Raw genomic sequence first — 19,402 nt, forward strand, 5'->3', positions numbered from 1 at the left:
CAGATGGCATCGAAGAACGGCCCCCTTCGCATCGGCATCGGCGGGCCGGTAGGCTCAGGCAAAACGGCCCTGACCGACAAGCTCTGCAAGGCGATGCGGGAGAAGTACTCGGTCGCCGTGGTGACCAACGACATTTACACCAAGGAGGATGCGGAGGCGCTCGTGCGCATGCAGGCGCTGCCGTCCGATCGCATCGTCGGGGTGGAAACCGGTGGCTGCCCGCATACGGCGATCCGCGAGGACGCCACGATCAATCTGCAGGCAATCGCTGACCTTAACCGGCGCATTCCCGACCTCGATGTCGTCTTCATCGAATCCGGCGGCGACAATCTCGCGGCGACCTTTTCGCCCGACCTTGCCGATCTGACGATCTATGTCATTTCCGTCTGCCAGGGCGAGGAGATCCCGCGCAAGGGCGGGCCGGGCATCACGAAGTCCGATCTGCTCGTCATCAACAAGAAGGATCTGGCTCCCTATGTCGGGGCCGATCTCGACGTCATGCAGCGGGATGCGACGCGGATGCGAGCGGAAAAGCCCTTCGTGTTCACGGACATGAAACGTGGCGACGGCATCAACCGGATAGTCGATTTCCTGGCGCTGCACGGCGGGCTGTGATGCCGCCAGGCTTCTGACGGCTGAACCTTGGTCGGCACGTCAGAAGCGTTCGAGCGCCTGCCGGTCGTGGATCTCGATCACGCGGCCCTTGACCGTGACGCCCGAGCGGCGAAGTGCCGAAAAAGCCCGCGACAGGGCCTCCGGTGCAAGGCCCAGCTTGCCGGCCAGCACATTCTTCTGGAAGGGCAGGCGGAAGGAAAAGTTCGTGATGCCGTCCGGGCAGTTCCCGAGAATATAGCTGGCGACCCGCTGCGGGGCCGTCAGCAGCCGGTCTTCCGCCAGGCAATCTTCCGCCATTTGCGCGTGCCGGCACAGGAGCTGCATCAACGCGTCGGCGACTTCGGGCGTTTGCTCGGCGAGTTTGCGCAGCTTGCGGCTGTCGATGCGGGCGAGCATCGTCGTCTCGATCGTCTGGGCGTTGGCTGTGGCGCGGTTGCCGAGGAACATGGCGCTTTCACCGAATAGCTCGCCTCTCGGAAACACGGCGATATCCGCCTCGCGCCCGTCCTTGCCCAGCCGGTAGAGACGCACCAGGCCGGAAAGAACGAAAAAGACGTGATCGAGCGGCTCGCCCTGGCCAAAGAGGATGTCGTGCTCCTCGTGGGTTGAAACGACCACATCGTCCAGTATTGCGTTCGTTGCCGCCATCGGCAGCTTCCCGAAGAAGCAAGAACCGAGCAGCACCGCCCTATCGTTCGAGTTCAATCGCAACGTCTTCATCACACCCGTCCTGAGTAAGATCCAAGCGCAAGGTAATAAAGCTTGGCGGAAGGTGGTTTGACCTCGATCAAATAAAAATGACAAAAAGCCCGCGCTTCAGGGCGCGGGCTCGTTCTTGGATTGTGACAGTTCCGGGCGAAGCGCCGCTTCGGGACCTGGCCTATTCGGCGGCGAGTGCCGGATGGTTGATGACCTTGCCTCCGGGTCGTCCCTTGCTCTGGTCCGATTCCAGCGTCTTCAGCCGGTCTTCCAGGCCTTCGATCGTCTTGCTCTGCTCGTGCACCAGGCCCGTCAGGGCTTCGCGATCGAGCGGAAGGTTTTCCTCGTCCTTCTGGCCGACGAAGCTCCCGAAGATGCGGGCGAGTAGCCGCGAGAGGTCGTCCATGATCAGGAAGAACGACGGCACGATCACCAGGCTCAGCACCGTCGAAACGATGATGCCGCCGATCACGGCGGTCGCCATAGGCGCGCGGAACGAGCCGCCTTCGCCGACGCCGAGCGCTGAGGGCAGCATGCCCGCCGACATGGCGATCGAGGTCATGATGATCGGACGGGCACGCTTGCGGCCAGCCTCGATCATGGCCATCTGGCGGTCCATGCCGTGGTGCATCATCTCGATGCCGAAATCGACGAGCAGGATTGCATTCTTGGTGACGATGCCCATCAGCATCAGGATGCCGATCAGAACCGGCATCGACAGCGCGTTCTGCGTCAGGATCAGCGCCGCAGCAACGCCGCCGATGGCGAGTGGCAGCGAGAACAGGATGGTGAACGGCTGGATCACGTCCTTGAAGAGCAGGATCAGCACCACCAGCACCAGCATCAGGCCAAGCAGCATGGCATTGCCGAAGCTCTGTTGCATCTCCGCCTGAACCTCAGCGTCACCGCTTTCGAGGAACTCGACGGACTTCGGCAAACCGGCCTGGCCGGCGATCTCTTTGAAGCGGTCCGAGGCGGTATTCAGTGCGACGCCGACCGGCAGGTCCGCCCCAAGCGTCACGACGCGGTTGCGGTCGTATCGCTTGATCGAGCTCGGGCCCTCCGAATAGTTGATGTCGGCAACACTCGAGAGCGGCACCGTGGCGCCCGAAGCGGTGGTGATCTTCAGGTTGCGGATGGCGGCGATATCCGTGCGGAAATCGCGGTTGATCTGAACGCGGATCGGGATCAGGCGGCCGTCGAGCGCGATCTTGGTCAAAGCCGCATCGATATCGCCGATGGTGGCCACACGGATCACTTCGGAGATCTGCGCCGTGGTGATGCCGAGACGCGACATCTGCTCGTCACGTGGGCGGATCTGCAGTTCCGGGCGCGGAAGCGCCCCGTCCGGGCTGACATTGGCCAGCAGCGGGTCGCTCCGCAGCTTGCCTTCCAACGTCGCCACCGCCTGGTCGAGATCGGCCTCGTTGTTGGAGAGCAGGTTGAATGAGAGATCGCGCTCACCGCGGTCGTTGAGCTTGATGACCCGGACGTCCGGTATGTCACGGACGCGGGCGAAGATTTCCTTCTCGATCTGTGACTGCGGGATGATGCGACCAGCGGGGGCCATCTTCGGCAGGTAGGGGCCGATCAGCGGCGTCCGGCCGATGACGTCGTTGACGATCTTGTTCAGGAGCGAATGGTCGAGCTTTTTCAGAAGCACGGTCACGGTCGCGCGGCGCAATTCCAGGTCGCCCTTCGGCGAGGCGCCGCCAAGGACGAATACGTTGTCGACCCCTTCGATATTCTTGACCCGGTTGTAGATCTCCGTGGTCGTGCGGTCGGTGTCCTCGAGCATGGCGTCCGGCGGCAGCTCGATCGACAGGCTGACGCGCGAGGCGTCTTCCGGCGGCAGGAAACTGCCGGGCACATAGAGGATCAGCGCGAATACCGACCCAACGGAGAAGGCGATCGCGGCAAGCAGCGTCAAGTAGCGCGTGTACCAGTAGTGCGTCGTGGCGCGCACGAGACGCGTGTAGTTGCGCATCATGAAGCCGTCTTCGTCGTGGTGACCGCCGCCTGCGTCCGAGGGACGCATCAGGTAGGCCGCCATGACCGGCGTGATCAGGCGGGCGACGAGCAGCGAGAAGAACACCGCAACGGCAACCGTCAGACCGAACTGGATGAAGTACTGGCCCGGAATGCCCGGCATGAAGGACACAGGCACGAAGACGGCGATGATCGTGAAAGTCGTCGCGATAACCGCCAGACCGATCTCATCCGCCGCCTCGATCGACGCGCGATAGGGCGACTTGCCCATATGGATGTGCCGCTCGATGTTCTCGATCTCGACGATCGCGTCATCGACGAGGATACCGGTTGCGAGCGTCATCGCGAGGAAGCTGACGAGGTTCAGCGAGAAGCCGAGCAGATCCATGATCCAGAAGGTCGGGATCGCCGAGAGCGGCAGCGCCACCGCCGAGATCAGCGTGGCGCGCCAATTGCGCAAGAACAGCATGACGACGATGACGGCGAGCAGTGCGCCTTCCATCAGCGTGTGCAGCGCCGCTTCGTAGTTGCCGTAGGTGAAGTAGACGGAATCGTCGACCATCTCGATGGTGACATCGGGATTGGCAGCACGGATCTTTTCGAGCGATTTGGCGACGGTCTCCGCGACGCTCACTTCGCTGGCGCCCTTGGCGCGGAAGACCGCGAAGGTCACGCCGGGATTACCGTTGAAGCGCGAGAAGGAGCGTGGCTCCTCATAGGTGTCGGTGACCGTGCCGAGATCGGAAAGGCGCACGAAGCGACCGCTCGGCACCGAGATCATCGTGTTGGCGAGCTGGTCGACGTTGCGGGTGTCGCCGAGGGTACGGATGGCCTGCTCGCTGCCGCCGACTTGGCCGCGGCCGGAGCCGAGGTCCATGTTCATGCGGCGGAGCTGGCCGTTGACGTCGGCGGCAGTGATGCCGAGCGAATTCAGCTTGTCTTCGTTGAGCTCGACCCGAACCTCGCGGTCGGCGCCACCATAGCGGTCGACACGGCCGATGCCCTTCTTGCCCTGGATCTCGCGCTTGATGACGTCATCCACGAACCAGGAGAGCTCTTCCAGCGACATGCCGGGGGCGGAGACGGAGAAGGTCTGGATTGCCTGGCCCTCGACGTCGACCTTGGAGACGATCGGCTCCTCGATCGAGGTGGGGAGATCGCTGCGGATGCGGTCGATCGCGTCCTTGACGTCCTGCACCGCCTGGGTCGTCGGCACTTCCATGCGGAAGATGACGGCGGTCGTCGACGTGCCGTCATTGATCGTCGACTGGATATGGTCGACGCCGGTGACGCTCGCGACCGCGTCCTCGATTTCCTTGGTGACCTGCGTTTCAAGCTCGGCCGGCGATGCGCCGCTCTGCGTCACGTTGATCGAGACGATCGGCACATCGATGTTGGGGAAACGGGTGATCGGCAGCGATACGAAGGACTGATAGCCGAGCACCATCAGAACGACGAAGAAGAGGATCGGTGCGATCGGATTGCGTATGGACCAGGCTGAGAAGTTCATGGTCACGGTTCCTGTCAGTTGGTCGCTGGTTCAGCGGACTTGACGGGGTTGATGCGGTCGCCGTCGCGGACATAGGCTCCGGCCCTCGCCACCACTTCCTCGCCAGCCTTCAAGCCTTCGAGGACTTCGATGAACTTGCCGTCGGAAATCCCTGTCTTGACTGGCAGGATGCGGATGACGCCGTTTTCGACCTTGCGGACGATCGTGCGGCCGTTCTCATTGGTAACGGCCGTTTGCGGCAGGACCACTGTCTGCTTCTGTTGGGCGGTGATCAGCGCGCTTGCATACATGCCGGCGCGTGCCTTCTCGGTATCCGCCAGGCTGATGAAGACGGTTCCGAGGCGGCTGACAGGATCGACGGTCGGGGCGATCAGGCGGATGGTGCCCTCGACCTTGGTGTTGCCGCCGGCGAGCGTCACGGTTGCCGGCTGGCCCAAAGCGAGCTTGATGATGTCGGCTTCGGCGACGTCTGCCTTCATCTCGATCGCGCCATCGCGGATCATGGCGAAAAGCGGTTCGCTATTGCCGGTGGCGATCGCGCCGACCTTGGCGTTCTTGGCGGAGATCACGCCGGCGACGGGCGCCTTGACCTCGGTGCGGGCGAGGCGAAGGTCGATGTCGTCGATCTGCGCTTCGGCCACCTTGATGTCGGCATTGGCGACGGCGACGGCCTGCTCCGCCGAAAGGACGCGTGCCTGCGTCGCAATCGCGAGCGCCCGCACCCGGTCGGCCTCAGCCGTCGAAACCGTGCCGTTCTTCGAAAGTCCCGCAGCGCGGTCGCTGACGCGTTTGGCCTCGTCTGCGTTCGCCCTGGTTTCGCTGAGTTGCGCGTTCAGTTGAGCAAGCCCGGCCTCGGCCTTGGCAAGCGACGCTTCGAGTTCGCTCTTTTGCAGGCGAAGGGCGTCGTCGTTTAGGACCACGAGCACGCTGCCGGCTTCGACCTTGTCGCCGACATCGACATTGAGCGTCCGGATGGAGAGGCCATCGACCATGGGGGCGACATAGACCTGCTCGACCGCCTGGATGGTGCCGGTCGCAACGACGCGGTCGCTGATCGACTGGTCGACCGCTGTGGTGACAACGATGGAGGGGAGGTTTTGCGTCGGCTTCGGTTGCGTCGCTTCCTCCGCCCAGGCGGACGAAAGCGAACCAAAGGTCATCGCAGCGCACACGCTGAGAACGGGCAGTACTTTTAGAGCCATCGGCTTCACAGTCCCGGCAATGGAAACAACATCGAGCGGATCACCGCTCGATGCAGGATCCACGGGCAATCAGGCGATTTTATCACGCCGACATCTCGCCCCGGCGGATTGCGCGGGGACAGGAGACTGCGCTTTCCTCATTTCGCGCTCCGCGTGCACGGTATCAGACCGTAGACGCGGGCGGAACTGGGACCGGTTACCGCAGGCAAGACATCGGGAAAAGGGTGCCCTCCACCATGCCTGCCTCCAACAAACATCGGGGCCTATGTAATCTCGGCCTTCGACGCTTACAAGTGCGCATGAAGCGATGGTGCCTCAATATTCGACACGTTCTGCGGTTATGGTTGCGATCTTGACACGATCTTGACAATGGCAAGCAAGGGTAGCGCCGTTGCTCGCAGGGTTGCCACCCCCACGCCCGGTACCCGGCAGCAATTTGGCGGATGCGAACGGCCGCCGAGAAAACGGAAGAGGGCCGCACGATCGTGCGACCCTCTTCTGACGATTTGGCGATCGTTTACTTCAGTGCGGCATCGGTGATCTCGTGCGTCCAGGCGCCTTCCGGCTCCTTGGAGATCACGGGATCGGAGCCGCCCGCGAGCAGCGATTGCACCGTGCGCTTGTAGTCGGCCTCGTCAAGCGCGCCGTTCGAGCCGGCGGTGAGCTTGGCCACTTCACCCATCATACGCTTCTGGTGCTTTTCCGTCTGCGCGCCGGTAGAGTCGTTTTCAAGGACGATGCCTGCGGCTTCGTCCGGGTTCTCTTCGGCGAATTTCCAGCCCTTCATCGAGGCGCGCACGAACTTGACCATCTTTTCCTTGAAGGCTGCATCCTTGAGCTTGTCTTCAAGCACGTAGAGACCGTCTTCGAGCGTCGCCACGCCCTGGTCTTCATATTTGAACGTAACGAGGTCATCCGGCTTGATGCCGGCGTCGATGACCTGCCAATACTCGTTGTAGGTCATAGTCGAGATGCAGGCGGCCTGCTTCTGGATCAACGGGTCGACGTTGAAGCCCTGTTTCAGGACCGTGACGCCGTTCGGGCCGCCATCCGTCGGGATCTTCAGATGCGCCATCCAGGAGAGGAACGGATACTCGTTGCCGAAGAACCAGACGCCGAGGGTCTGGCCCTTGAACTTGTCAGGGCTGGTGACGCCGGTTTCCTTGAGGCAGGTCAGCATCATGCCCGATTTCTTGAAGGGCTGGGCGATGTTGACGAGCGCTACACCCTTTTCGCGGGTGGCGAGCGCTGAGGGCATCCAGTCGACGATCACATCGGCGCCGCCGCCGGCGATCACCTGTGCCGGTGCGATATCAGGACCGCCGGGCTTGATGTCGACGTCGAGACCTTCCTCCTCGTAATAGCCCTTGTCCTTGGCGACGTAGTAGCCGGCGAATTGCGCCTGGGTCACCCATTTCAGCTGCAGTGTCACCTTCTCGGCGGCCTCAGCCTGGAACGCTGCCAGCGAAAAGACGCCTGCGGCGAGAAGCGATGCAAGTCTTTTGTTCATGTCAGTTCCCTCTTGTTTTTGTTTCATTTTCTTTCAACTGCGCAATTCCGGACGGAAAACCGTTTCACACTTTTCCTGGAATTGCTCAGGCAGTATGCGTCAGGCGCGCCCTCCGCGGATGGAAGGATGCCAGAAGGTGACAGCACGCTCGATGAGCGCGACCACCCCGTAGAAGGCGGAGCCTGCAACCGCCGCGACGGCGATCTCGGCCCAGACCATGTCGACATTCATGCGTCCCACTTCCGTGGAAATCCGGAACCCCATGCCGACGATGGGGGTCCCGAAGAACTCCGCGACGATGGCGCCGATCAGCGCCAGCGTCGAATTGATCTTGAGCGCGGTGAAGATGAACGGCCAGGCGGCCGGCAGGCGCAGCTTCACGAGCGTCTGCCACCAGGACGCCGCATAGGTGCGCATCAGGTCACGCTCCATGTGGCTGGCGGCGGCAAGGCCGGCGACCGTGTTCACCAGCATCGGGAAGAAGGTCATGATGACGACAACCGCAACCTTCGACTGCCAGTCGAAGCCGAACCACATGACCATGATTGGTGCGACGCCAATCACAGGAAGGGCCGAGACGAAGTTGCCGAGCGGCAGGAGGCCCTTCTGCAGGAAGGGCGAGCGGTCGATGAGGATCGCGACGGCAAAGCCGAGGCCGCAGCCGAGCGCATAGCCGATCAGCACCGCCTTCAGGAAGGTCTGGCGGAAGTCGGCGCCGAGCGTCGGCAGCGAGTTGATCAGCTTCTGCCAGATCATCGACGGCGCTGGCAGTAGCACCGAGGGGACCTGGAAGCCGCGGACGATGCCTTCCCAGAGGACCAGGATGGTGATGCCGAAGATCAGCGGCACGGCAAAGCGCGCGGCGCTCCTGGCGGCCTGGCTCTGGAAGTTCTGGCGCACCAGCCATTCGTTGAAGGCCCAGGCAGCCAGCCAGAAGATGATCGCAGCGGCAAGGACGGGAAGATTCATGGCTTGGCTCCCATGCGCTTCAGGACGGCCGTATGGGCAAAGCCGACGATCATGACGAGGACCGCGGCGAGTGCTGCCGCCATGAAGAGCGCCGCCCAGATCTGCACGGTCTGGCCGTAATAGGAACCGGCGAGCAGGCGGGCGCCGAGGCCCGCGACGGCGCCGGTCGGCAGCTCACCGACGATCGCGCCGACCAGCGAGATGGCGACGGCGACCTTCAGCGAGGTGAAGAGATAGGGCATCGACGACGGCCAGCGCAGCTTCCAGAAGGTCTGCGCCGATGAGGCGTAATAGGTGTGCATCAGATCGAGCTGGATCGTTTCCGGGCTGCGTAGCCCCTTCACCATGCCGACGACGACCGGGAAGAAGGAAAGGTAAGTGGAAATCAGCGCCTTAGGCAGCAGGCCGGAGATGCCGATGGCGTTCAAGACGACGATGATCATCGGCGCGATGGCGAGGATCGGGATCGTCTGGCTGGCGATCACCCACGGCATCAGCGAGCGGTCCATGGCGCGGTTGTGCACGATGCCGACCGCGAGCAGGATGCCGAGCGCTGCGCCGATGCCGAAGCCGAGCAGGGTTGCCGAGAGCGTGATCCAGGCGTGGTAGACGAGGCTGCGTTTCGACGTGATTGCCTTGTTGAACGTCGTGTCCCAGATCTCGGCGATCACCTGGTGCGGCGCCGGCAGCACCGGTCGCTCCTGCGCCATGGTGTTGCGCATGATCTCGGAGAAGGTGATTTCGGTGCCGTTGCGCGCGGCCGTGTCGCGCTCGAAGGGCGCGTTCAGGAAGACGACTGCGACGTACCAGAGCGCGATCAGCAGCACGACGACGGTGCCGACCGGCAGCAACTTGTCCCTGAGAAAGCTTGGTTCCTGCATCGTCACGCCTTTCCGCTTGCGGGCAACAACATCAGGCCCATGGCCAGGATGCCGAGAAGGACACCGGCGGCCTGTGTGAGGCTCAACCGTTCACCAAAGACCGCAAAGGCGATGATGTTGACGAGCACGAGCTGTACGATCGCCGAAAGCGAGATTGCAAGGCCGAGACCACCTTCGCGCATCAGCTTCACCATGATGATATTGCCGATCACGTAGAGCCCAAGCGCGAGGAAGAGCATGCCGAGGTGATTGTTCGAAACATAGGCGCGCGAGGCGGTCGCGCCGCCGAGGAAGATCGTCGTTGCCAGCAGCATCCAGAGGCCATAGGCGAGGTTCATGCCTGCATCTCCCTGGCCTGCCAGCGATAGAGAATATCCGGCAACTGCTCCTCGTTGTCGCCGTCCGTACGCCGCACGACTTCGAAGCCCTGGTGCTGGTAGAAGCGCTGGGCATCACGATTGTGTTCGAAGGTCCAGAGGTTGAGCTCTTCCGGAGACAAGTCCTTGGCGGCCCCCACGAGCTGCGAGCCGATGCCGGTGCCGCGGTGAGGCGCATCGATGTAGAGCGCAGTGACATAGCGGTCGTCGGAAAGGGCAAGGAAGCCGGCGACATCGTTCTTCCGCTCCGCGACGATTACCCTGCGTTCGGCAAACACTATATCGGCGTAGTAGCGCTCGACATCGGCATGGTTGTGCACGCGCGGTATCCACGGCGTGGCGTCGATCCAGCGGTTGAGGATGCCGGCGCAGGCGGCCATGTCGGTCCGTTCGGCCGGGCGGATCACGGCGCTATTCGTCATAGCTGTGTCCCGCGCGCAGGCCTTCGCGGACGCGATGGGCGATCTCCAGGAACTCCGGCGTTTCGCGAATGCCGAGTGGGCGCTCGCGCGGCAGCGTCGATTCGATCACGTCGGTGACCCGGCCGGGGCGTGGGCTCATCACCACGATCCTGGTCGAGAGATAGACGGCCTCGGGGATCGAATGGGTGACGAAACAGATTGTCTTGTTGGTGCGGGCCCAGAGTTTAAGGAGCTGTTCGTTCAGGTGATCGCGGACGATCTCGTCGAGCGCGCCGAAGGGTTCGTCCATCAAAAGCAGATCGGCATCGAAGGCGAGTGCGCGGGCGATCGAGGCGCGCTGCTGCATGCCGCCCGAAAGCTGCCAGGGATATTTCTTGCCGAAGCCCGTGAGGTTGACGAGGTCGAGCGTGCGCTCGATGCGCGCCTTCTTCTCTTCCTTGGAATAGCCCATGATCTCCAGCGGCAGGGCGATATTGTTCTCGATCGTGCGCCAGGGATAAAGCGCCGCCGCCTGAAACACGTAGCCATAGGCGCGTTGCTTGCGCGCTTCCTCGGGCGTCATGCCGTTGACGTTGATCTTGCCCGAGCTCGCCTTTTCGAGATCGGCGATGACGCGGAGGAACGTCGTCTTGCCGCAGCCGGATGGGCCGATGAAGGAAACGAAGTCACCCTTGGCGACGTCCAGATTGACGCCGGTCAGCGCATGCACCGGTCCATCGGCGGTTTCGAAAGTCAGGCAGAGGTCCCGGGCCGAAACCACGGATGCGGTATTGGACGTCATCGGCGAATACTCGTTCTGGCTGGTCTGTGTCAGACTGCTATCCGGACCGGCAACATGCAATCGCGGATTTGGATGCGGAGCCGTTTGTTGCTGGTTTTTCAGGGAATTCTGGAGAACAGTCATGTCTCGATCATCCAATCCGGGCTGTCGCGTGGTTCGTCCTGAAGGCGTGCAGGCCGGCCAGCAGGGGCTCAACTATTTCGAGGGCATTGCGGCCGAGACGGTCGGGGCGACTGGCCTCTGCATGCATATCGTCACGATCCCGCCCGGCGCACGCGCCAAGGCGCATCTGCACGAAAGCCACGAGACGGCGATCTACGTGCTTTCGGGTGAGGCCTGGACCTGGTTCGGAGAGCGGCTTGAAGAGCACGTCGTGGCGCGGGCCGGCGACATGGTCTACATTCCCGCCGGCATGCCGCACCTGCCGGAGAACCGTTCGGACGCGCCCTGTTCGGCCGTCATTGCGCGCACAGATCCGAAGCAGATGGAAAGCGTCGTGCTTCTGCCCGATCTCGACGCGCTCGTGCCTGCCTGACGCTACCCGCGCCGAAATGCCCCGCCGATCTGGCAGGACATGTCCGGTGGGACAGAGCGGCGCGAAGAAATGCAAGCCACGAAACATGAGACCTCAGACGCCGGTCGCCGGAATGCCGGTGCGTTGAACGGCGCGGGGGGCGGTGACTTCCTTCCAGGTGGAAAGGGCTGAGCTGACCGCCGGGAAGGGATCGCGGCGGACGAATTCGCCGTGGCCCTCGCGGGTCTTGATCGTGCTTTCCTCGATCGCGACGACGCCGCGGGTCAGAGTAAAGCGTGGCAGGCCCTTCACTTCCTTGCCCTCGAAGACGTTGTAGTCGATCGCCGACTGCTGGGATTTCGCGGAGATCGTCTTGGTGCGCTTCGGGTCCCAGACGACCAGATCGGCATCGGCGCCGACGAGGATCGCGCCCTTCTTCGGATAGATGTTGAGGATCTTGGCGATGTTGGTCGAGGTCACAGCCACGAACTCGTTCATGGTGATGCGGCCGGTGTTGACGCCATGGGTCCACAGCATCGGCATGCGGTCTTCGAGCCCGCCGGTGCCGTTCGGGATTTTGGTGAAGTCGCCGAGGCCGGAGCGTTTCTGTTCGCTGGTGAAGGCGCAATGGTCGGTTGCCACCACCTGCAGCGAACCCGAGGCGAGGCCCGCCCAGAGTGAGTCCTGATGCAGCTTGTTGCGGAAGGGTGGCGACATCACGCGGCGGGCCGCATGATCCCAGTCCTTGTTGAAATACTCGGTTTCGTCGAGCGTCAGATGCTGGATCAGCGGCTCGCCGAAGACGCGCATGCCCTTGGAGCGGGCGCGGCGGATCGCCTCGTGTGCCTGTTCGCAGGAGGTGTGCACGATGTAGACGGGGCAGCCGGCCATGTCGGCGATCATGATGGCGCGGTTGGTGGCTTCACCCTCGACTTCGGCGGGCCGTGAATAGGCGTGCGCTTCCGGTCCGTTGTTGCCTTCGGCTAGCAGCTTTGCCTGCAGCTGGGCGACGACGTCGCCGTTTTCGGCGTGCACCAGCGGCAGAGCGCCAAGGGCGGCGCAGCGCTGGAAGGACGAGAACATCTCGTCGTCGTCGACCATCAGCGCGCCCTTATAGGCCATGAAGTGCTTGAAAGTGTTGATCCCCTTGTCCTTGACGATGGTCTCCATCTCGTTGAAGACCTGCTCGCTCCACCAGGTGATCGCCATGTGGAAGGAATAGTCGCAGTTGGCGCGGGTGGACTTGTTGTCCCACATGGTGAGCGCTTCGAGCAGCGACTGGTTGGGGGAGGGCAGCGCGAAATCGACCACCATGGTCGTGCCGCCGGCGAGCGCCGCGCGCGTGCCGCTTTCGAAATCGTCCGAGGAATAGGTGCCCATGAAGGGCATTTCGAGATGGGTATGCGGGTCGATGCCGCCCGGCATGATGAAACAGCCGCTCGCATCCAGCGTCTCGTCACCGGAAAGATTGGGGCCGATCTCGACGATCCTGTCGCCCTCGATCTTGACGTCCGCCTTGTAGGTCAGGTCGGCCGTGACGATGGTTCCACCCTTGATGACAGTGCTCATGGTTCTTGATCCTCGCGATTGCGCTTCCGGCGCCTACAGCGCCGCGCGTGTCTTAATACGCGCTAAGGTCGCTGTAGCATTTTAGATTTGCTGCATAATTTCCCCTTAAATCGATCCCGATTTAAGGAATTATGCAGTAGGCGGCCGCCACGAAAAAGGGCGGAACTTTCGTCCCGCCCGCAAACTCATTCGACGATTTCGGCCGTTTCGACGACGGCGTGGAAGAGGACGTCGGCGCCGGCGCTGGCCCACTCCTTGGAGATATCCTCCGCCTCGTTGTGGCTGAGGCCACCGACGCAGGGGCACATAATCATCGTCGTCGGCGCCACCTTGGCGGCCCAGCAGGCGTCGTGGCCGGCGCCCGAAATGATGTTCATGTGGCTATAGCCGAGATGTTCGGCGGCATTGCGCACGGCGTTGACGAGCTTCGGATCGAAGGTGACCGGCTCGAAATGGCCGATAGCCTCGATGGAACAGCCGACGCCGAGCGGTTCGGTGATATTTGGCGCCTCGGCCTCGATCTTCGCGCGCATGCGGTCGAGCTTGGCCTTGTCGGGCGAGCGGATATCGACGGTGAAGACCACCTTGCCCGGCAGGACGTTGCGGGAATTGGGCGAGAAGAACACCTGGCCGACACCGCCGACGGCGCCCGGCTGGTTTTCCATGGCGACGCCCTGCACCATTTCCAGGATGCGGGCCATGGCAAGGCCGGCATTGACGCGCATGTTCATCGGTGTCGAGCCGGTATGGGCTTCGCGTCCTGTCAGCGTGAACTCCAGCCACCAGAGGCCCTGACAATGGGTGACGACGCCGATGTCCTTGCCCTCGGCTTCGAGGATCGGGCCCTGCTCGATGTGATATTCGAAATAGGCGTGCATCCTGCGGGCGCCGACCTCTTCGTCGCCGACCCAGCCGATGCGTTGCAATTCATCGCCGAAGGTCTTTCCTTCCGGATCCTTGCGGCCATAGGCGAAGTCCTGGCTGTGCACGCCGGCAAAGACGCCGGAGGCAAGCATGGCCGGCGCGAAGCGCGCGCCTTCCTCGTTCGTCCAGTTGGTGACGACGACCGGGTGCTTGGTCTTGATGCCGAGGTCGTTCATCGAGCGAACGACTTCGAGGCCGGAGAGCACGCCCAGCACGCCGTCGAATTTGCCGCCGGTCGGCTGGGTGTCGAGATGCGAGCCGACATAGACGGGCAGAGCGTCCGGGTCGGTGCCGGCGCGGGTGAAGAACATGTTGCCCATACTATCGACGCCCATGGTGAGGCCGGCCGTCTCGCACCAGGACTCGAACAACCGGCGCCCTTCTGCGTCCGCGTCGGTCAGCGTCTGGCGGTTGTTGCCGCCCGCGACACCAGGGCCGATCTTGGCCATTTCCATAAGTGAATCCCACAGGCGGTCGGCATTGACGCGCATGTTCTCGCCAGGTGCAGCCACGGCGGTCTCCTCATCTTTTCAGGGCCTTGCCTTGGATGGCGAGCCCTCCTGTTCCCGTGGTCAAATCCAGGCTTGGTTTTTTCTGGTGCCCTTCGATCAGCCGTTGCCTTTGGTGGTGAACTGGCTGATAATTTGACCGGTTGGTAAACATTACAACTTCCATTGCGGCACTCAAGCCGGAAAAACAAAAAAACGAAGTTGTTGCCCAAGAAGATGGCGAGGCCGGAAATTGGGCAGATCGGTTCTTGCGCGCCGAGGCGCGCGGGGATCGCCAGGGGGACAGATGGTACTACCGAGAGCGGCCAGGACCCAGAGGCGGACACGCATCCAGGAGGAGAAGGAAGAGCGCATCCTGGAAGCTGCGCTTGAAGTCTTCTCCGCCAATGGTTTCCGCGGCGCGACCGTCGATCAGATCGCCGAAGTGGCGGGCATGTCGAAGCCCAATTTGCTCTATTATTTCCGCACGAAGGAAGCAATGCACCGGGCGCTGATCGACCGGGTGCTCGATACCTGGCTCGATCCCCTGCGCGAGTTCAATGCCGAGGGAAATCCGGTCGCCGAGATTCGCAGCTATATCCGACGCAAGCTCGAAATGGCCCGCGACTATCCGCGCGAAAGCCGGCTCTTCGCCAACGAGGTGCTGCAGGGTGCTCCGCATATCGAAGACGAGCTCAAAGGTCCCCTGAAGACGCTCGTCGACGAGAAGGCCGAGGTGATCCGCGCCTGGGCGAAAGCTGGCAAGATCGCCAAATGCGACCCCTACCACCTGATCTTTGCGATCTGGTCGACCACCCAGCATTATGCCGACTTCGACGTGCAGGTGCGCGCCGTGCTTGGCCAGGGCAATGCCGGCGAGGGACGTTTCGAAGACGCGGCGCGCTTTCTCGAACGGCTCTTCGTCGATGGGCTGCAGGTCAGCGAGCAGCCGGCGGCCTGAGCCGCCCTCACATCTTCAATCGGGCAAAAGCGCCATCAGGAGCAGACCACAGGCGGTGGTGAGCGCGCCCGCCAGAACCGGCAGGCTGGTCCAGCCGTGGCCGAGCAGACCTTCCAGCAGGATGATGAAGCTCGGCGTCAGATAGCCATAGCCGAGCACCTTGGATGCTGGCAGCCGCATCGAGGCATATTGCAGCAGCAGGAAGGTGATCGCGGTGGTGACGACGGCGAGATAGAGGACGGCGATCCAGACGATCGCGGGAAGCGCCGCAAAATCGGTGGTGACGAGGCCGATGCCGCCGGGCACCAGCAGCCAGGGCAGGGTGAAGACGGCGACCCAGAAGCCGAAGGCGAAAGGGCTTTCCTCGCGGCCGAACTTGCGGATCAGCGGCACATAGACCGCGTGGCAGACGACGCCGACGAAGAAGATCAATTCGCCCTGGCCGATGTCGAAGGCAAGGATCGCCCCGATATCGGCGCGGAAGATCACCCAGACGGCGCCGAGCGCTGCGATGATGAGGCCCGCGAGCACGCCTGGGCGCGTGCGCTGGCCGAGCAGCAGATAGGCGAAACCGGCGCTGAGCAACGGCATCAGGGTGAAGACCGCGCCGGTCGAAACCGGGTTGGTGAATTCCAGCGCCTTGAACATCGTCAGCATGTAGACGGCGATCAGGCCGCCGAGGATCACGAAGCGCCACCATTGCTTCGGGAAGTGAAAAGGCACGCGCGCATAGCCGAAGGTCATCAGCCCCAGCACGACGACGGTCAGCAGATAGCGCCAGAGCGTCAGCGGTCCGGCGCCCATGTGCTGGGTCGCAAGGCCACCGAAAGAGAAGGAACCGGCGATCAAAATGGCAAAGCTCAGCATCGCCAGATGCGCCCTCAGCTTCTCGATGCCTATGGCGTGAACCTGGTGGGGCGTTTTCGGGGATACGTCCTGCTTCATTCACGATTCCGGGGAGTCCGAGGGTGGGCCTGCTGCACGATCCTTACGATTCAAGGACAAAGTTATGCAGCAGTTCAAGGTGTTACAGCGATCTGGCGCATTCTGAAAGACGCGCGGTGCTGTAGACTAAGCGTTTGACGGCGTTGGTTGCAAGGCCGCGGAGATTCGCGAGGCGTCCTCGACGATCCAGGTTTCGAGCGTCGCCTGCCGGCCGCGCAGGCCGATGTCCAGCCGCTCGTGTCCTTCGATCACGAGACCCGCCCGGTTGACGAGTTCGGCGGAGACCGCGAGTTGCACGTCGTGCTCTTTGGCGAGGCCCTCCAAGCGGCTGGCGGTGTTGATCGTGTCGCCGACCGCCGTCAGCGACGTCGCCTGGCCATAGCCGATCTCACCGATGATGGCGGGGCCGGAGTGCAGCCCCATCGCGATGCGCAGCGGTTCGTCGAGTTCGCCGCGGAAGGTCTGATTGAGCGTCTCGATGCCCTTGGAGATCCGCATGGCGGCGGCGAGCGACTGCCGGCAGGCCTCGGTGTAGGAGCTCTTGAGCCCGAAGATCGCGAGCGCGCCGTCGCCGATGAACTTGTCGATGACGCCGCCGGAATCCTCGACCGCTTCGCCCACCATCTCGAAGTAGCGGTTGAGCAGGAACACGGTGTCGAAGGGCAGCTTGTGTTCGGCAATGCTGGTGAAACCGCGCATGTCGCAGAAGAGCACGGCGATGCGTCTCTCCCGACCTTCGCCGCCCTCGCGTCCGATCTGTTTCTTGATGCCGAGGCTGTCGCTGTCGAGGATCGGCACGACGGTCACGTTGTGCACAGGGCGGAACTGGCAGGCGAGACGGACATTGTCGGGCGCGCCGATACGGGTCAGCGTCGCAAGCTCGGCGTCCTCAGGGGCAGGCTGGTCTTCCAATCCCTGGATGACGCGGACGCGGCAGGTCGAGCAACGCCCGCGGCCGCCGCAGACCGAGACATGCGGGATGCCGGCGGCGCGGCTTGCTTCCAGAACGCTGAAGCCGAGATTGACGGTTGCGGTCCGGCCATCGGGATAACGGACGCGAATGCGGCCGCCCTTCGGCATCGCCCGCAGCAGGAAGGTGCCACCGATCAGACCGCCGAAACCGAGATAGAGGCCGAGGCGGATGTCCTCGAGAAGTGTGAGATCGACCGCCGGCTTGGTGTAGGCCCTGTCGCCGTAGCCACCGTGTTCTTCATAATTGCTCTCGATCGAGCGGGCGCCGCTGACGAAGCCGAGCAGCGCGAAGATCGGCACGAGGATCGCGGCCGTGTAGAGCAGGATTTCATAGCGCGGGAACCAGGGGCGACCGCGCATCCAGAACCAGGCGCCGAGGCAGCCATGGCCCCAGACGAGCAAGAGGGCGACCGATTGCCGGATAGCATTGACCGAATTCGACCAGAGAATCCGGAGCATGTCCGGGTAATCCGTATCGACGCCTGTGAAGAGCGGTTCGACGCGCGCGGCGGTGACATGGCCGATCAGCAGAAACGGCAGGCTGAGACCGAAGATGATCTTCAGCGCTTCCCGCGCCGGCATTCTGAGCGTCTGCCGGCGGTAGATGCTTTCGAGCGCCATGGCGAAATGCAGCAGAAGGGCGCCGTAGAGGAGCACCGTGCCGGGAACGCTGTGCCAGATGAGATTGAAGGCCTTGCGGGCGGTTTCCATCGCTTCGATGGAAATGAGACCGAGCGAATGGTTGAAGAAATGGGCCAGCACGAACGAACCGAGTATCGCCCCGGAGACGAGGTGCATTCGCTTGCGTCGGTTGGCCGAAATGATCGTCAAGCAAAAGTCCGGCTCTGCCGGAGCTTTGTCCGGCCGCAGTTTCAAAACCGTCGGAAGCTGCGTCACCGATCCCTGATCGAACGTCGCGCACCCCCGTGTGAGTTCTCCCTTATTATCCAGATCGCGCGGGCCGACAACTTACCATTTTTACACAATCTGTTTCGTTTTCGTGTCCTGTTCGTTATCGGCGGGGAACGCTATTCAGCGGGGTTCGGTGCCAGAGTTCGATCGGGTTGGCCTGCATGTCGAACTCTCCATGGTTTTGGCTTGTGATGGCAGCGCCGGAAACAGCGGCTACCGCTTGCTTCATTCCATCATGGCCGGCAGGCGCGCCGCAAGCGTATCGATGAGCAGGCGCAGCTTTGGCGGCATGTATTGGGTTTTCGGCCAGACGACGTAGGTGCCATAGGAGAGCGCCGGCGCATCGGCGAGAATCCGCACGAGCGAGCCTGAGGTGATGCGATTGCCCACGAGCCAGCATGGCAGCCAGGCGATGCCGAAGCCGTCGGCTGCCGCATCGGCGATCGACGTCAGATCGTCGAGCCGCAGCCGCGCCGGCGGCGTGATGGTCCGTACCTGACCGGTCTTTACTGGAAAGGACCAGGCGAGCGGCTGTCCGCTGCGCCGATAGAGGATCGCCTGATGCGACATCAGGTCATCGATCGTTTCAGGCGTGCCGTTTGCTTCAAGATAGGCAGGTGAGGCGCACACGGTCATCCGCTGGTCGGCGATCTTTCGCGTCATCAATTCGGGTTCGCTGCGCAGTGGACCGGTGCGGATGGCAAGATCGAAGCCGTCCTCGACGAGATCGACGTTGCGATCGCTGAAGTTGAGGTCGAATTCCAGGCGAGGGTGCAGCCGCAGCAGTTCCGACAGCAGCGGCATGATGCATTGGCGGCCGAAATGCACAGGCATCGACAGGCGCAGGCGGCCCTGGATCTCCTGTTTTCCCGATTCCAGCAGCGCCTCGCCGGCCCTGATTTCGCCGAGCGCCCTCAGGCAGTTTTCGTAGAAGAGCTGGCCTTCGTCGGTCAGGCTCTGGGTGCGGGTGGTGCGATGGAAGAGGCGAACGCCCAGCCTCTGTTCCAGCTTGGCGACCGTTTTGCCGACTGCCGAGCGCGACAGGTTGAGCCTTTCGGCCGCTGCAGAAAAGCCGCCGGCGTCGGCCGCTTCCACGAACACCGAAACTCCGTTCAGGTAGCTCATATTTGTATCCCTGGTGGAACCAATATGGCGAAATCAT

The 19,402-nt window shown here is 62.7% G+C and carries 17 protein-coding genes; 3 read left to right on the forward strand and 14 right to left on the reverse strand.

What is annotated here, in order from left to right; all coding sequences use genetic code 11:
* Positions 1 to 3: 3 nt before the first annotated feature.
* On the forward strand, positions 4 to 615 hold the full coding sequence (ureG, locus tag V7S54_RS28495) for an urease accessory protein UreG (RefSeq protein ID WP_065374385.1): 612 nt from the start codon (positions 4 to 6) through the stop codon (positions 613 to 615).
* 39 nt (positions 616 to 654) lie between these two features.
* Here ureG and V7S54_RS28500 read toward each other — a convergent pair whose 3' ends face one another.
* The 9 genes from V7S54_RS28500 to V7S54_RS28540 all read right to left on the reverse strand — a co-directional run bounded on the left by V7S54_RS28500 (position 655) and on the right by V7S54_RS28540 (position 10,955).
* On the reverse strand, positions 655 to 1,335 hold the full coding sequence (locus V7S54_RS28500) for a Crp/Fnr family transcriptional regulator (RefSeq protein ID WP_065374384.1): 681 nt from the start codon (positions 1,333 to 1,335) through the stop codon (positions 655 to 657).
* Between the two features lie 160 nt (positions 1,336 to 1,495).
* Positions 1,496 to 4,813, reverse strand: coding sequence for an efflux RND transporter permease subunit (locus V7S54_RS28505; RefSeq protein ID WP_065374383.1), 3,318 nt, complete (start codon positions 4,811 to 4,813; stop codon positions 1,496 to 1,498).
* 14 nt (positions 4,814 to 4,827) lie between these two features.
* Complete coding sequence (locus tag V7S54_RS28510; protein WP_065374468.1) at positions 4,828 to 6,015, reverse strand: efflux RND transporter periplasmic adaptor subunit; 1,188 nt, start codon at positions 6,013 to 6,015, stop codon at positions 4,828 to 4,830.
* Positions 6,016 to 6,532: 517 nt separating this feature from the next.
* The gene (locus tag V7S54_RS28515) at positions 6,533 to 7,525 is read right to left on the reverse strand and encodes an ABC transporter substrate-binding protein (protein ID WP_057249043.1); all 993 of its coding nucleotides are present in this window, start codon (positions 7,523 to 7,525) and stop codon (positions 6,533 to 6,535) included.
* Positions 7,526 to 7,624: 99 nt separating this feature from the next.
* A complete protein-coding gene (locus tag V7S54_RS28520; protein WP_065374382.1) occupies positions 7,625 to 8,494 on the reverse strand; it encodes an ABC transporter permease in 870 nt (289 codons plus the stop codon).
* Positions 8,491 to 9,375 carry an ABC transporter permease gene (locus V7S54_RS28525; RefSeq protein ID WP_065374381.1) on the reverse strand — a complete coding sequence of 295 codons (885 nt, stop codon included), beginning with the start codon at positions 9,373 to 9,375 and terminating at the stop codon, positions 8,491 to 8,493. The genes V7S54_RS28520 and V7S54_RS28525 overlap by 4 nt, the downstream gene beginning before the upstream one ends.
* 2 nt (positions 9,376 to 9,377) lie before the next feature.
* A complete protein-coding gene (locus tag V7S54_RS28530; RefSeq protein ID WP_065374380.1) occupies positions 9,378 to 9,713 on the reverse strand; it encodes a hypothetical protein in 336 nt (111 codons plus the stop codon).
* Entirely contained in the window at positions 9,710 to 10,174 is a 465-nt protein-coding gene (locus tag V7S54_RS28535; RefSeq protein WP_065374379.1) for a GNAT family N-acetyltransferase, read from the reverse strand. The genes V7S54_RS28530 and V7S54_RS28535 overlap by 4 nt, the downstream gene beginning before the upstream one ends.
* Positions 10,164 to 10,955 (reverse strand): ABC transporter ATP-binding protein, encoded by a 792-nt coding sequence (locus V7S54_RS28540; protein WP_065374467.1) that lies wholly within the window; start codon positions 10,953 to 10,955, stop codon positions 10,164 to 10,166. Before V7S54_RS28540 ends, V7S54_RS28535 begins: the two co-directional genes overlap by 11 nt.
* A gap of 121 nt (positions 10,956 to 11,076) precedes the next feature.
* Between V7S54_RS28540 and V7S54_RS28545 the strand changes: the two genes are divergently transcribed.
* Positions 11,077 to 11,490: a cupin domain-containing protein gene (locus tag V7S54_RS28545; protein ID WP_065374378.1), complete on the forward strand. Its 414-nt coding sequence runs from the start codon at positions 11,077 to 11,079 to the stop codon at positions 11,488 to 11,490.
* Between the two features lie 93 nt (positions 11,491 to 11,583).
* Here V7S54_RS28545 and hydA read toward each other — a convergent pair whose 3' ends face one another.
* Both hydA and V7S54_RS28555 read right to left on the reverse strand, forming a co-directional pair.
* Positions 11,584 to 13,038, reverse strand: a complete 1,455-nt coding sequence (hydA, locus tag V7S54_RS28550) for a dihydropyrimidinase (protein WP_065374377.1) — start codon at positions 13,036 to 13,038, stop codon at positions 11,584 to 11,586.
* A 185-nt stretch (positions 13,039 to 13,223) separates the two neighbouring features.
* On the reverse strand, positions 13,224 to 14,474 hold the full coding sequence (locus tag V7S54_RS28555) for a Zn-dependent hydrolase (RefSeq protein WP_141679393.1): 1,251 nt from the start codon (positions 14,472 to 14,474) through the stop codon (positions 13,224 to 13,226).
* Positions 14,475 to 14,757: 283 nt separating this feature from the next.
* On the opposite strand from V7S54_RS28555, the gene rutR reads away from it, so the two are divergent.
* Positions 14,758 to 15,411, forward strand: a complete 654-nt coding sequence (gene rutR, locus V7S54_RS28560) for an HTH-type transcriptional regulator RutR (RefSeq protein ID WP_065374376.1) — start codon at positions 14,758 to 14,760, stop codon at positions 15,409 to 15,411.
* A 15-nt stretch (positions 15,412 to 15,426) separates the two neighbouring features.
* Here rutR and V7S54_RS28565 read toward each other — a convergent pair whose 3' ends face one another.
* From V7S54_RS28565 to V7S54_RS28575, 3 genes are all read right to left on the reverse strand, one after another.
* Positions 15,427 to 16,356 (reverse strand): DMT family transporter, encoded by a 930-nt coding sequence (locus V7S54_RS28565; protein ID WP_065374375.1) that lies wholly within the window; start codon positions 16,354 to 16,356, stop codon positions 15,427 to 15,429.
* A gap of 126 nt (positions 16,357 to 16,482) precedes the next feature.
* On the reverse strand, positions 16,483 to 18,159 hold the full coding sequence (locus V7S54_RS28570; RefSeq protein ID WP_065374465.1) for an adenylate/guanylate cyclase domain-containing protein: 1,677 nt from the start codon (positions 18,157 to 18,159) through the stop codon (positions 16,483 to 16,485).
* 306 nt (positions 18,160 to 18,465) lie between these two features.
* Positions 18,466 to 19,365: a LysR family transcriptional regulator gene (locus V7S54_RS28575; RefSeq protein ID WP_065374374.1), complete on the reverse strand. Its 900-nt coding sequence runs from the start codon at positions 19,363 to 19,365 to the stop codon at positions 18,466 to 18,468.
* Between the last annotated feature and the right edge of the window lie 37 nt (positions 19,366 to 19,402).

Origin of the sequence: Ensifer sp. CCNWLY38, assembly GCF_037120565.1 — a bacterium.
In the GTDB taxonomy this organism is placed as follows: Bacteria; Pseudomonadota; Alphaproteobacteria; order Rhizobiales; family Rhizobiaceae; genus Ensifer; species Ensifer adhaerens_H.